The 13,265-nt window shown below is 45.8% G+C and carries 17 protein-coding genes; 1 reads left to right on the forward strand and 16 read right to left on the reverse strand.

The genetic code is table 11. The features are described from left to right. Positions 1-373: 373 nt before the first annotated feature. From INT76_RS03985 to INT76_RS04045, 13 genes are all read right to left on the reverse strand, one after another. The gene (locus INT76_RS03985; protein ID WP_212572439.1) at positions 374-685 is read right to left on the reverse strand and encodes a hypothetical protein; all 312 of its coding nucleotides are present in this window, start codon (positions 683-685) and stop codon (positions 374-376) included. 61 nt (positions 686-746) lie between these two features. Next, the gene (locus tag INT76_RS03990) at positions 747-1,217 is read right to left on the reverse strand and encodes an ASCH domain-containing protein (RefSeq protein ID WP_212572441.1); all 471 of its coding nucleotides are present in this window, start codon (positions 1,215-1,217) and stop codon (positions 747-749) included. Next, complete coding sequence (locus INT76_RS03995) at positions 1,214-1,765, reverse strand: GNAT family N-acetyltransferase (protein ID WP_212572442.1); 552 nt, start codon at positions 1,763-1,765, stop codon at positions 1,214-1,216. The genes INT76_RS03990 and INT76_RS03995 overlap by 4 nt, the downstream gene beginning before the upstream one ends. Before the next feature lie 20 nt (positions 1,766-1,785). Continuing rightward, positions 1,786-2,028: a zinc-ribbon domain-containing protein gene (locus tag INT76_RS04000; protein ID WP_212572443.1), complete on the reverse strand. Its 243-nt coding sequence runs from the start codon at positions 2,026-2,028 to the stop codon at positions 1,786-1,788. 34 nt (positions 2,029-2,062) lie between these two features. Next, positions 2,063-2,761, reverse strand: a complete 699-nt coding sequence (locus tag INT76_RS04005; RefSeq protein WP_212572444.1) for a 3-oxoacyl-ACP reductase — start codon at positions 2,759-2,761, stop codon at positions 2,063-2,065. Then, entirely contained in the window at positions 2,754-2,990 is a 237-nt protein-coding gene (locus tag INT76_RS04010) for a DUF2829 domain-containing protein (protein WP_105156501.1), read from the reverse strand. The genes INT76_RS04005 and INT76_RS04010 overlap by 8 nt, the downstream gene beginning before the upstream one ends. An 80-nt stretch (positions 2,991-3,070) precedes the next feature. Continuing rightward, a complete protein-coding gene (locus INT76_RS04015) occupies positions 3,071-3,895 on the reverse strand; it encodes a DUF1129 domain-containing protein (RefSeq protein WP_249116180.1) in 825 nt (274 codons plus the stop codon). A 1-nt stretch (position 3,896) separates the two neighbouring features. Continuing rightward, positions 3,897-4,691: a DUF1129 domain-containing protein gene (locus tag INT76_RS04020; RefSeq protein WP_212572445.1), complete on the reverse strand. Its 795-nt coding sequence runs from the start codon at positions 4,689-4,691 to the stop codon at positions 3,897-3,899. 1 nt (position 4,692) lies between these two features. Continuing rightward, positions 4,693-5,010, reverse strand: a complete 318-nt coding sequence (locus tag INT76_RS04025) for a PadR family transcriptional regulator (RefSeq protein WP_212572446.1) — start codon at positions 5,008-5,010, stop codon at positions 4,693-4,695. 123 nt (positions 5,011-5,133) lie between these two features. Beyond that, positions 5,134-7,125, reverse strand: coding sequence for an FtsX-like permease family protein (locus INT76_RS04030; RefSeq protein ID WP_212572447.1), 1,992 nt, complete (start codon positions 7,123-7,125; stop codon positions 5,134-5,136). A 1-nt stretch (position 7,126) separates the two neighbouring features. Further along, the gene (locus tag INT76_RS04035) at positions 7,127-7,885 is read right to left on the reverse strand and encodes an ABC transporter ATP-binding protein (RefSeq protein WP_212572448.1); all 759 of its coding nucleotides are present in this window, start codon (positions 7,883-7,885) and stop codon (positions 7,127-7,129) included. Positions 7,886-7,995: 110 nt separating this feature from the next. Next, positions 7,996-8,976 (reverse strand): sensor histidine kinase, encoded by a 981-nt coding sequence (locus tag INT76_RS04040; RefSeq protein ID WP_212572449.1) that lies wholly within the window; start codon positions 8,974-8,976, stop codon positions 7,996-7,998. After that, entirely contained in the window at positions 8,969-9,652 is a 684-nt protein-coding gene (locus INT76_RS04045; protein ID WP_212572450.1) for a response regulator transcription factor, read from the reverse strand. Before INT76_RS04045 ends, INT76_RS04040 begins: the two co-directional genes overlap by 8 nt. Positions 9,653-9,796: 144 nt before the next feature. On the opposite strand from INT76_RS04045, the gene INT76_RS04050 reads away from it, so the two are divergent. Next, positions 9,797-10,981 (forward strand): DUF2974 domain-containing protein, encoded by a 1,185-nt coding sequence (locus tag INT76_RS04050; protein WP_212572451.1) that lies wholly within the window; start codon positions 9,797-9,799, stop codon positions 10,979-10,981. A gap of 18 nt (positions 10,982-10,999) precedes the next feature. Here INT76_RS04050 and INT76_RS04055 read toward each other — a convergent pair whose 3' ends face one another. The 3 genes from INT76_RS04055 to INT76_RS04065 are packed head-to-tail and all read right to left on the reverse strand — an operon-like array spanning position 11,000 to position 13,142. After that, complete coding sequence (locus tag INT76_RS04055; protein WP_212572452.1) at positions 11,000-11,680, reverse strand: DUF1803 domain-containing protein; 681 nt, start codon at positions 11,678-11,680, stop codon at positions 11,000-11,002. Positions 11,681-11,700: 20 nt separating this feature from the next. Continuing rightward, positions 11,701-12,747 (reverse strand): zinc-dependent alcohol dehydrogenase family protein, encoded by a 1,047-nt coding sequence (locus tag INT76_RS04060; protein ID WP_212572453.1) that lies wholly within the window; start codon positions 12,745-12,747, stop codon positions 11,701-11,703. Then, complete coding sequence (locus INT76_RS04065) at positions 12,744-13,142, reverse strand: MerR family transcriptional regulator (RefSeq protein ID WP_212572454.1); 399 nt, start codon at positions 13,140-13,142, stop codon at positions 12,744-12,746. The genes INT76_RS04060 and INT76_RS04065 overlap by 4 nt, the downstream gene beginning before the upstream one ends. Between the last annotated feature and the right edge of the window lie 123 nt (positions 13,143-13,265).

Below are 13,265 nucleotides of genomic sequence, written 5' to 3' on the forward strand. Positions count from 1 at the left end.
CAGCAAAGAGGCTGGGCTCAAGCCCAGCGCCACTTCTCAGAGTTCGTGTCAACATCTCAGCGCAGTGGTTGATTGGCTTTAACAGTCTGGGAGACTGTTAAAGGTTGGAGATAGGATTTGCAAAGCAAATCTCCGTAATTTGTGTTTTACACTCCCAATCTGACCTTTACGACTGACGCGAACAGAGTTCGCTCTATTTCCAACCTCAAAAGGTCTGGGAGACCTTTTGAAGTGGGAGATATAAGCTGACGGTAGTCAGCTCACATCGTTCAAGGTCTGGGGATAGACTGTTTCAGCTCAACAACTGGCAATAAAGACTTGTTGACGAACTCTTTTTGGGTCTGGTCGAGTTCTTTCCCACTCCCTGATTTCTTTAGAACAAGTGCAACCCTCTCAGACTATCATCCCTTTCTTTTCTTGTCAGGTCTTTCAAGGCTTCCCAGACCGGTCGTTCCTGATCTGTAAAAGTGAGATTTCTTCCTGGCAGACAGGCTGCCGAGATAGCCTGTACCAGATTGGCTAAACTGGTTCCTAGAGCCAAACCGTCTTTATTGGTCATCGCTGATTGAGCAGCTGCAATTCTTTCTTGTAACTGCACCGTTAGTTCTGACCCTAGCAGGGTTTCTTTTGCAGCTAAAATTTGAGATAGTTGCCCAAGGAGTTGAGTGAGGTGTTCTTTGTCCATAAATTTCCTCTGTTTTGCATATGTAATATTATTATACTATTTTCGCAAAAGAAAGCAAGACCTACTTTGGATAAACCAATTCAAATTCTTCACAGACCACTAGCATTTCCTCCGAGAAAGAAAGGCCAGCTTCTTTTAACCAAATGGTAAAGAGCTCCTCATGAACCTGCCGCCAGTGGACCAGACTTTTCTCTTTTATGACAGACAAATCGCCTTCCTGACGGAACTCGCCCTCCTTGTAGGCATGCTCTGCTGTCACTTGAGAAAAGGGCGTCACATAGACCTTGGTAGTTTGGATAATGCAAACAGCCTGCCCCTGACCATCGAGAATAATGTCGTAGCCACCAGCTTTTGGGATTTCTTCTCCCTCTACTGCGTAGAGGGCATGGGCAGAGCTGGTTGAGGTTTTTATACCTCTGGCTACTAAATCAGCCAGACGATCAGCTTCCGCCCCAAAAGCCCAGGCCTCTGGCTCAGGACCTGCTTGGGGATTGATGGCAAGAAAATCTTGCCAGAGTTGTGTTGGGGTCATAATTCTTCCTTTCTAGCCTGCCATTTCTCCTTGGTCAGTAAGCTCACGCGTTCGGTACGGATCTCATCAATGAGCGAGAAATAAACATCTTCCAATAGGTATTGATAAACAAAGCCCAGCTTTTCTTGGACCCGTTGGGACTTGCTATTTTCTAGAAAAGCACGGCACCAAATCTGCTCTAAACCTAGTTGGCTAAAGCCGTAGCCCAACAACGCGTGACAGGCCTCTGGTACCAGGCCTTGTCCCCAAAATCCCTGCCCAAGCCAGTAGCCTAGCTCAGCTTCAGAGTCAGGCAAATCAAGACCGCTTTGCTTTCCAATCATAAGGCCGATACTGCCTATCACCTGTCCTGTTTCTTTGAGGACAAGGGCATAGGTTTCTGGTTGGCTGAGGACCGTCTTGATAATCTCCCGACTCTCTTCTAGGCTCTGATGAACTGGCCAACCTGCTGCGGGACCAACTTCTGGATGACTGGCCTCAGCAAATAAATCTACTGCGTCTGCCTCACTCCAAGGGCGGAGCAAAAGACGATTGGTTTCAAGAATCATACGTTTACCTTTCTATGTTATCAAGTGCGACCCACCAACTCTTTTGCATCCTGCTTGGAAATTTGTCTGCCATACTGGCAAATGGGACAAAGCAGATAGTAAGTCGAACTCAGGGTAAAAATCGACATGAAAAAGAGCGTAAATTTTTTATCTACTACATGTACATGCCAAGGTGATTGATTATGGCAATTCGCATAGAGTACTTCAGCATCTGTGGCACCTAAATCTTCTGACTTATTCTTTGTTCCAAAAATAATAACCATAAACTCTTTTTCCTAACTCTCTATTTTGTCTATTCTATTTCAAACTCCAGCCGCCGTCAATGGTGATAATCTGGCCTTGCATGGAGGCTAGTTTTCCAGTAGCCAGCATAAGAGTCAGCTCTGCTATTTCGTCAGGCTGAGTCCAGCGTCCGATAGGTGTCTGGTCTGCCACCCAATCGGCTAATCCCCCGGGTTCAAAATCCTTCCGGGTCATGCCTGTCTGGACAGCACCGGGGGCAATACCAAATACCTGCACCTTGTCCTTGGCATAGTCCAAAGCCAGTTGCTTGGTAAAGCCTGAAAGAGCGTGCTTGGAGGCAGTATAGGCTGAGCCCCCTCCACCTGCTAGACTGGAGGCTATAGAGCACATATTGATAATGATACCGGACTGCCTGTCCACCATTTGCTGCAGATAAGGGCGGGTTAGTCTTGTCACCGCAAAAAAATTAACCGCGAAAACCTGAGCTAATTCCTCCTCCTCAATATCTAGGTGGGGACGGTAATCGTCTAGAATGCCTGCGGTGTTACAGAGGACATCAACTGTCTGGCACCATGAAAAGACTGGGGATAAATCACCAGTTAGGTCTAGTTGTAAGAAGTGGAAATCCCCTGCCAGATTAGGCTTGCTGTCCTGGTCAATCCCGTACACGCGCCAGCCTTTTTCCAAAAAAATCCGCGCCTGTGCAAGTCCAATGCCGCTGGAAACGCCGGTGATGAGGGCTGTCTTAGTCATGGACTTCCACCCAGTCGGTCGCAAGGACATCGCAGGGGGTCGGGCTCCACATGGAGAAGCCTTCACCCTCGCCGGTCACGTTGATGAGGAAATATGGCGTCGCTTCTAGTTTTTGACCGTTGACTTCAATGGTGTCAAAGAGCTGAACGTAGTTCTCCGCTCCGCCCCAGCCTGTGCGAACATATTTTTTCTTAGCTTTGAGGCCTGGTAAAATCTCTTCAAATGTCATGGTTTTCTCCTTTAATCTTCTATCTTTCAACCATTATACCAAAAAACCAGACCACTCTAAAGCGTAGCCTGATGTTGTTTCTAAACTATCTGCTCCTTTTTTAGAAGGAAATAGGTACCTGCAAATGTGGTGATGGAGGCTATTCCCATAAACACCAATGGCAACCAACCTGTCCAGTCCTGCGGTCCATAACCAAACTGGCTAGCTATCACCTGACTGAAACCACTAAGAACGGTTAACACATAGGCAGGTACAAAAACGTAAACAATCGGTGATTTCGTGCGGTAGTACCAGATTCCCACTGCAATCCCCAGCAATACTAAGATTGAGGCCCACAGCGGCAGGGCAAGCCCTTCAAAAAACTGACGGCTAATCCAAAATCGCAGACCGATTAAACCGACGAACACTATCCCCCAAGTACCCATGACAAGACTAGCCTTAATTTTCGATGGCTCATAAACCAGATTCTTTAGGATGAAAAAGGCAGAGCTGGGCAGGACGAAACCGATGAGTAGGTCACAAAGCAAACCCCGCCATTCCAAAGTCATATTGCCTGTTACGCCGAATTCTCCTAGGAAAAACCAGCTAATATAAATCAAGGCCATGGAACCTGTCAGTCGCAAACCATAATACCAGCGAATGGGCGGCAGATCAGACAAAAGTTCATCTGCCATTTGCTTACTGTCCTTCCCCAGAAAGTCCTCCGCAGACAGACCATCCTTCTGCGCCTCCAAAACATCTTGATAAATGGATAGCAAGAGTTCTGTCGCCTCCGCCTCCTGCTCATGAAAAGCCGAGGCCAGTATCAAGTAGCCATGGAGCTTGCGCATGTAGACCTTGTTTCCCTTGGTCAATTTCCCTTGCAAGTTACTAATGGCATTCAAATCTTCCTGCTGTTTGTTCATCCTACTTCTCCTTTCTCACCAATAATACCGCACTGCCAATCCAAAATGCCAGAGCTGGAAGAATGACCAAGACCAGATTGAGCCAAACTGGAACAGTCATGACCATATTCACCACACCTCCCAAGATCATGAAGAGATAGCTTGGTAAAAAGACATAGCGGACTAATTTTTCCTTTTGGAAAAATAGCAGAGCTGAACCGATTAAGGTAAGTGGCACTAGAAGCCCCCAGCCAGTCAAGACTAGGTCAGGTTCCTTGGGGATTACCCAAAGACGAAGGCCACAAATTACTAGAAAAAGAAGGGGAGTACAGAGAAAACTTGCCCAAACTTTGATTTTGTTGGTCTGGTAAATCAGACCGCGAAGAATAAGGAGGAGGCCTGCTGGCAAGAGCAAACTAAAGGCCATGTCGCAAATTAAGGAGAGCCAGTTGAGGGAAATTGTTCCCGTTGCTGCAAAGTCCATTAGTAACTGACTACCGACGTAGATACTGAGCATAAGACCGCTCAGCCGAGCCACCTCAAAAATGCCAATAGGAGGCAGGTCTGACAGGAGTTCATCTGCCATTTGCTTGCTGTCTTTCCCCAGAAAGTCCTCGGCTGATTGCCCATCTTCTTGCGCATCCAGAACATCTTGGTAAATGGATAAAAGTTGGACTGTCACGGCTTCTTCCTGCCTGTGGAAGATGGAGGCAATCATCATATAGCCATTGATTCGGCCCATATATTCTTTATTTTTCTTGGTTAACTGGGCTTCAATTGCTTCAATCTGTTTGCGGTATTCCATTTGCTTCGTCATCTTACTCTCCTTTCACCTTCTCAACCTTGTCCACCAACTCGCTCCACTGAAACCAAAAATCATCTAGGTAACCCTGTCCTTCCTCTGTCAGATAAAAATACTTCCTGTCTGGCCCATCTGGCGAAGGCTTGTTTTGACTGTAAATCAGACCATTCTTCTCCAATTTTTGCAGGAGGGGATAGATGGTGCCTCCTACCATATTTTCAAAACCTTGGGCTCGCAGGGCTTGAACCAGTTCATAGCCGTAGTTCTCCTTCCGGGAAATAAGTTGCAAGACGCAACCATCCAGAACTCCCTTGAGCATCTGCGTTTCTCGCATACAAAACCTCCCCTTTCTTTCTAGTTTGTTTTACACACTAGTCCTTTTATCTTAGTATAGCATACGGCAACTAGTTTGTAAAGCATACTAGTAAAAAAACACTCGGAAAATCCGAGTGTCGATTTATGAAATAATCTTTCGATAGGAAACAGAGGTCAGGTTGTAAACGAGCAGGTAAGTTACCACATAGACCAGACAAACACCTATGGTGACTTGAAGCATCAAGTCAGAATTGACAACTCCCATCAGACTAAGAATACGGCTGAGCATCTTATAGGCGAAGGCGAGGTGGAGAAAGGCGAAGACAAGCGGCAGGAAGAAAACAGTGACCATCTGTTTGCGAATACTGCGCTTGGTTTCTTGCTCATCCAAGCCGACCTTATGCATAATAACAAACCGACTACGATCCTCATATCCTTCTGAAATTTGCTTGTAGTAGATGACTAGAACTGTCGCCATTAGAAAGACAAGGGCCAAAATCAAGCCAATAAAGAGGAGGGAGCCCGCAAAACCAAAGTAGTCATGTAGGGAGTAAGCTCGGTAGGCAAGGTGGGCCGAGGAGGAATAGCGACTCCATAACTCACTTTCAAATAGCCCCATCATAAAACGGTCACGCGCCTCTATCTGCTCTTCTTCTGACAAACTGGACTCGAAGCCTAGGTAGAAATGCTGCTTATCATCAGTTTGAACAAGCTTCAAATCCTTGACAACTAAAACAAAGTACTGATTTAGCAAGAAGGATGTGGTGTCAGGAAGGTGACCTATCGTAGGGTTTGTGGATAAGAGTTGGCTCACTTGGAAGGTCTGTCCTTCTACTTTCAGCTCCTGATTAAGCTGATAGTTGGCCTGCTTACTATAAAGGGCTACCTGATGATCATCCAGACTCAGCTTCTTCCCAGTCATCTGTTGGTAGGCTGCCTGATCAATGATATAGATGAGTCCTGTCTTATCGGAAAAATCCACGCCCAACTCTTCCCCTTCGTTTAGAAGGTCAATTTCCTTCTGACTGACTCCTGTAACAAATTCGTCAATATAAGAATAGGTCACTTGCTTTTCAAGAGGGATGTCGAGTTTTTCCATCAAAGAAGCCGCCTCTGCTTCAATCAGCTGAGTATCAGCTTCTGTGCGAGAAAGACCAATTCCAATGATAAAATCATTGGGATTTTGCCGAAGGATATGATCTCTCCCACCAAAAAAGATGTTGCTTCCTCCAATAAGGGTTACCAGAAACATGGTGGACAAGATGGCAATCGTAGCCAGCCCCATGGCGTTTTTCCTCATCCGAAAGACAAGATTGGAAATAGAGATAAAGTTTGCAGGTTGGTAGTAATATTTCTTGCGCCCCTTTAGCCAATTGAGTAGGCTGATGGTTCCTGCATTAAAGAGGAGATAGGTCGCAAAGATAACCATAAGAACTGCTAGGAAAAAGGTGCCCAGCGCCTTGACGGGAGAGGTCACTGTTTGGGCCAAATAGTAGGCCGTTCCTAAAACCACCAGACCAACGATGGTCTGTAACCATAGCAAGCGACCTTTCTTTTCCCCTTGTTTCTTATTCTGAACCATCTTTAGCGAATCTGTCAAGCCAAGTTTTCCAACATTCAACAGACAAATTAGAAGAAAGATGCCCGCAAAGTAGCCTAGAACAGTTGCCACACTCGCCCATTGAAAGACCGAGGCTAGTATCACTTTCATCTGCATCAATTTGAGCAGCAGGGCGTAGAAGAGCTTGTCCAGAGCAATTCCAATGATAAGCCCTAAAATGGTTGTTACCACCGCAAAAAGAAGGCTTTCAATCAAGGTCATAAGGAGAAGGTGTTTTTTCTCCAAACCCAAAATACTGTAAACTCCAAATTCCTTGGAGCGATTTTTCATCACGAAGGAATTGGCATAAAAAATCATAACAGCCACAGCAATCATGACCACAACCGTACCAAAATTGAGTACAGCAATGACGCCTCTTCCGCCCCAAACATTGGCCAGCTCTGGATTTAGGCTGAGGGAGGTAAAGATATAAGAGAGGGCTGCTGAAAGCACCGTCACCAAGGCGTAGGGATAATAGAGGGCTCGGTTTTTTAAAAGATTAGACCAGGCTAGTTTACTTGTCAATCCTAGCATATCACTCACCTCGATTCGCCATTAGAGTCAAGGTGTCGGAAATTTGCTGGTACATCTCCTGACTGCTTTTATCTCCGCGGTAAATTTGATTGTAGAGAATGCCATCCTTGATAAAGAGAACTCGCTTGGCCCGACTGGCGGCAGCGGTTGAATGGGTCACCATCAAAATGGTCTGCCCCGTTTCATTGATATGATCAAAGACATCCAGCAAGGTGGCTGAAGATTTGGAATCCAAAGAACCGGTCGGCTCATCTGCTAGAAGAATCTCTGGATTGGTGATAATGGCCCGAGCCACAGCTACCCGTTGCTGTTGACCGCCTGAAATTTCATAAGGCATCTTATCTCTGAGGGTTGCAATCTCTAACTGATTGAGAACATCCAGCACGCGCTTGTCCATTTCCTTAACTGCCACTCTTGATAAAACCAAGGGCAACAGTACATTATCCTTAACCGTGAGGGTATCTAGCAAATTAAAATCTTGAAAGACAAAACCAAGTTTTTCACGACGAAAGGCAGAAGCCTCTTTATTTTTAATCGACTGCATATCTAAACCATTGAGCATGACCTTGCCCTGAGTCGGCTTATCCAGCATAGCTAAGATATTGAGCAGGGTAGACTTACCAGAGCCGGATTCACCCATAATGGCTACATATTCTCCCTTTTCCACACTGAAGTGAATATCTTTCAAGGCTTCAACTTGCCCCGCTTTAAAACGGGATTGATAAATCTTTTTCACATGTTGCACATCTAATAATGACATAGGAACCTCCTTTTGCTGTCAGACAGCTTTCTTTTTCTACCCCTATCTTAGCTCACATCCTGACAGCCTGCCATGGCTTTACCTTTCGTTTGCATGACATTTTTGTAAGATTACTTGAATACCAAGTCTTCTTGCTTTAGCCTGATACGCACCTGAGTTCCTTTTCCAACTTGTGAAGTCAAGGTCAATCCATAACCCAGCTCTGTCGCGATGCGCTTGGACAGGTACAAACCGAGTCCTGAGGACTGCTGCGTCCTGCGACCATTATAGCCTGAAAAACCGCGGTCAAAGACCCGCTCAAGATCCGAAGAGGCAATGCCGATTCCCGTATCCTGAACAATCAAATCATCCTCTTCTAAGAAAATAGCAATCCGGCCCGGCCGAGTATATTTAACGGCGTTGGAAATCAATTGTTCCAATAACAAGCCCAGCCAGCGCCGATCAGTCGCAAGCAAACAATCCAGATTCCCTAGCTCCAGACTGATTTTGTTTTCTATAAAGAAAAGAGAGAACTTCTTTACCGTCTGCTTGACCAGCTCCTCAACTGCCACTTGCTCCACCTGCAGATCCTCGTGAAAAGACTCCAGCCGGAGATAATTGAGAACCAGACCTGTATATTGTTCGATTTTGAAAAGCTCACGCTCCAGAGCCCGCTTCGGTTCCCCCGCACCAAGCTCTCCCAAGAGAAGCTGGCTAGCCGCAATGGGAATCTTCATCTGATGGGCCCACAGCGTATAATAGTCCTGAAAGTCATCCTGCTTTTGCTGCTGCCTAGACACCGCCTCTTTGAGCTCCTCTGCCAGTTCAAGTACCCGTTCCTGCAAAACCTGTTCACTGGCAGAACCTGCTTCTAGAATATCCCCTCTCAAGACCTGTTTATACCTGGAAAATTCCCGAACCAGATCCGCAAATATGACCACTATCACAAGCAAAGACAAGAGACTCAAGGTATAAAAGACCAGAGCCCTCTCTACCTCAAAAAGAAGACTGATGCCGCCAATCAGGACAAAGAAAGCCCCATAGGCAAGCAAAAAGAGCAGACGAGTGAACAACCACGACTTTATAAATACGGTAAATTCCTTTTTAGTCATGCGACTTCACCAAACCATATCCGACCCCTTTCTTGGTCGCAATCAATTGTTCCAAACCTAAATCAGCTAACTTTTTCCGCAGACGGGCAACGTTGACGGTCAAAGTATTATCATCCACAAAAAGATCACTATTCCATAATTCTCGCATCAGCTCATCACGGCTGACTACGGTTAGCGGCCGCTCAAATAGGACACGAACAATCTGAAATTCGTTCTTTGTCAAATCCTCAACCTGCCCCTTATACTGGATTTGCATGGTTTTCAAATCCAAAGCAATGTCCTCAAACCAGAGCTTGCTCTGCTCCCCGATAAAATCATAGGTTCGGCGCAGAAGCCCTTGAATCTTCGCCAAAAGAACGGTCATATCAAAGGGCTTGGTCACATAGTCGTCCGCTCCCATATTGATAGCCATCACAATGTCCATCGGCTGATCGTGTGAGGACAAAAAAATGATTGGTACATTGGATGTTTTTCGGATTTCCTGACACCAATAATAGCCATTAAAAAACGGCAACCCAATATCCAATAAAACAAGATGAGGTTCCAAACTGGAAAGTTCTTCTAAGACCGTCTGAAAACCCTCTACTTCTGCTACCTCATAGCCCCAGTTGCGGAGGTTCTTGGCTACCAATTGGCGAATGGTTACATCGTCTTCTATGATGACAATCTTCTGCATGGCTGCTCCTTCTTACATTTGTTGCTTTTATTATAATCTATTTTCCTAAGAAAAAGTTAGAAAAGCTAGGTATTCTTTCTTACAATTTTGTCATTTACTGAAAGATAGGATATAATGCTGATAAGATACTCAGAAAGGATTCTCATGGCAAACCTACTCAACTATATTGACGACTGTCAATTTGACAGTTTTTACGATCAGCCCCTCAATCGGCTGGACATCCTCGCTCTGACAGAAATAGCCTATCTTCCCTTCGACCAACTGGCTCCTTATGCCTTTTCTCTGGCAGAGGCCATCCGTCTGGATCAACTCGCAGTCAAGTTTACTCAAGCCTTCGCAGATGGTTATCCTCCCCTGTTGATGGTGACTAAGGAGCGCTTGAAACTGCTGGACAAACTCTCCAAAAGCAAGCGGTTCAAGCATATCAAGGTTCTAGGGTTTGTTGATGATTATGACCTAGATAAACAAAAACAATTTGCCGCCCTCTGCTACAAGGTCTGTCGCGATACCTATCTTGTCAGCTTTAGGGGAACAGACGACACCATTATCGGTTGGAAGGAAGATTTCCACATGACCTACATGGCGGAAATCCCTGCCCAAAAATCTGCCAGCAACTACCTGAGCAAGCTGATGGACAGTCTGACAGGACACTTCTATATCTCAGGTCATTCTAAGGGAGGCAATCTGGCTGTCTATGCCTCCAGCCAGCAAACGGCGGATAAACAGGAACACATTCTAAAAGTTCTAGCCTTTGATGCCCCCGGAGTCCACCGCTCCATCATAGAATCTGATGGTTTTAAGGCTATCGAGAGCCGCATCGAAACCATCATCCCAGAAAACTCTATTGTCGGCATGATGTTAGAAACACCCAAAGGGGCTCATATTGTCCAAAGCAGAGCCATTGGACTCCTCCAACACATCACCTTCTCCTGGGAGATAGAGAACCATGACTTCAAACCTGCAGAAACCCTTAGCGGAAATAGCATCCAAGTAGACAAAACTCTCAAAACATGGACAGCCAATCTGTCTGATGAAGAACTCAAACACTTCTTTGACACATTCTTTGGCCTCTTTATCGAGGCCGGCATCCACCGCTTCAATGACATCACAAAAGATACCCTACAAAAAATCCAACAGCTGATTGCCAACAGCCAGCACCTAACCAGCCAAGAAAGGGAGATGGTGGACCGCCTCTTACTCTCTCTGCTTGACACCCGCTATCAGATCTGGAAGGAAGACCTCCTTCAAAACCTAGCTAAGCCGCAGGAAAAAATAGAAGAATGGCTCAAGCCTTTCTTTGCAGAGAAAAAAGAAGAAGCTGAATTATAAAAACAAGGGACTGACGACTCAATCCCTTGTTTGTTTTTCTCTATCAGAAGGCGGTCGAAAGACCAAATTTTCCCTATCAAGCTCCATCGTCAACTGATAGGCTTGCTCATCAATCTTTTTGATATAACCAAGCAGAAGTAGCGCTCCTACAAAAATATCCGGTCGTTTCTGGATAACTCGTTCCTTGCGCGAAAACTTGAGCAAGAAGGTGGTCAGGTATTTCATGGCATACTGATAATTGACATCTCCCAGCAGGTGGAACAGTTCTTCCTGTTCAGGTGATAAAGGCAGTTGCTCCCTAACCTTGTAGAAATACGAGGATAAGGTCAATTCTTCTCGAAGAAAATCCACCTCTTCTTGAATGATAGCTTGATTGGTTTCATTGACTAACTCCACCAAAAAGTGTAACTCTTCCAAAGCAGCTAACAGCGAACTGTCCGATTCCACAAAAACTTCGGAATCCAACGCTATTCCTTCAAGACTGGTTAGGTAAGTAAAAGCCAGTTGATACCGGCGATTCCTGCGCTCGATATAGCCCGCTTCAATAAAGGCCTCCAGTTGTCGGTTTAGCTTGGCTTGGTCTGGAAAGACCTCCTTGATTTGACGTAAGGTCACGGAACCCTCTTGGTCTACATACTGAATCAATTGCCTGAAAAAGGAAGAGCGAGCCAACTTGCTTGCATTGTAGTGTCTAATCATAGACCCATTATAGCACAAATCTATTCCATGGTTAACATTGATTTGATGGTCTTGCGCTCATCCATATCCTGATAGGCCTGAGCGATGTCATCCAGCTTATAGACCTTGGTAAACACCTTACCTGGATTGATAAGACCATCCAAGACAGCCTGAAGCAGGCCTCCCTTCACATAGGTTGTCACTGAAGCTGGGCCACCTGCGAAACCAGTGTTGGACATAAAATAGCTAGATAGTTGGATGTCCTCACCATGCGGAACACCGACACGGCCGACAATCGCCCCCGGCCGAACAATCTTGGCAGCTGTTTCTGTCGATAGGGTCGTTCCAACACATTCTAGGGCAGCATCCACGCCGGCTCCCTGTGTCAATTCCAAGACCCTAGCCACACCTTCCTCGCCACGTTCTTCAACAATATCTGTTGCGCCAAACTCTAGTGCCAGTTCCTGTCTATCCTTATGACGGCTCATCACAATGATGCGCTTGGCTCCGCGTAGCTTGGCCGCAATAACAGCACACAGACCAACCGCCCCATCTCCGATTACCGCAACAGTATCTCCAGCCTGCACATTTGCCACACGAGCTGCATGATAGCCCGTAGGCATCACATCAGCAAGAGCCAGAAAAGAAGCAATCATCCCTTCGCTGTAATCACTTGGCTGCCCCGGAATTTTAATGAGGGACCATTGGGCATGAGTATAGCGAACGTATTCTGCCTGATAGCCTGATGAAAAGTTTGTTGCTGGGCCGTGTCCTTGACATCCGCCTTCAAAGCCTGCACGGCAGGCCGCACACTGTCCACAGCCATGAGTGAAGGGGGCAATAACAAAGTCACCTTTTTTCACTGTTGTAACGGCTGAACCTACTTCCTCTACAATTCCGATAACCTCATGACCGCTATTAGCTGAATGCTCCGCCTTTTCGCTCAGGCCCCTATAAGCCCAAAGGTCTGAACCACAGACACAAGAACGAACCACACGGATAATGGCATCATCTGCCTCTATAAGTTGAGGTTTTTCTATTTCTCGAATACCAACTTTTCCCGCTGCAATAAACTCTACTGATTTCATTGTTCTTCCTCCTTTACTTCCTTAAACAACCTTTCTTCAAACTGAGCCAGACTGGTTTCGTAGTCCGCCAATTTCTGCTCTAATCGCTTCAAGGCTTGTTCAATTTTAGACTTCTCCTCGATTAGACGATTTTTTTCTTCTTGCAAAATCCGCTGCCGCGTAAGCAAGGTCTTATCCCCAGCGGGAATCAAATTCATGTAACTCGTCAAGGAGTCAATGGACATACCTGCGGCGCGAAAACAATGAATAAATTCTAAAATCGCAATGTCCTTGTCCGAAAACTTCCGAATACCTGAATCTGTTCGCTCAATGGGTGGCAAGAGCCCGATGCGTTCATAGTAGCGAATGGTATCTGCTGACAGCCCTGTTGCAAGGCTAGCTTGCTTGATATTCATCTGCACCTCCTTTGTTTGTTACCTTAGTATACACCTTGGAGTCCACTCCAAGTCAAGCTTTTTTACAAAAAAATCTGGGAAAAACCCAGATTCGCATGATAACTATTTTTTCCTCTTAGTAAG

It is taken from the genome of Streptococcus oriscaviae, from assembly GCF_018137985.1.
Classification (GTDB): Bacteria; Bacillota; Bacilli; order Lactobacillales; family Streptococcaceae; genus Streptococcus; species Streptococcus oriscaviae.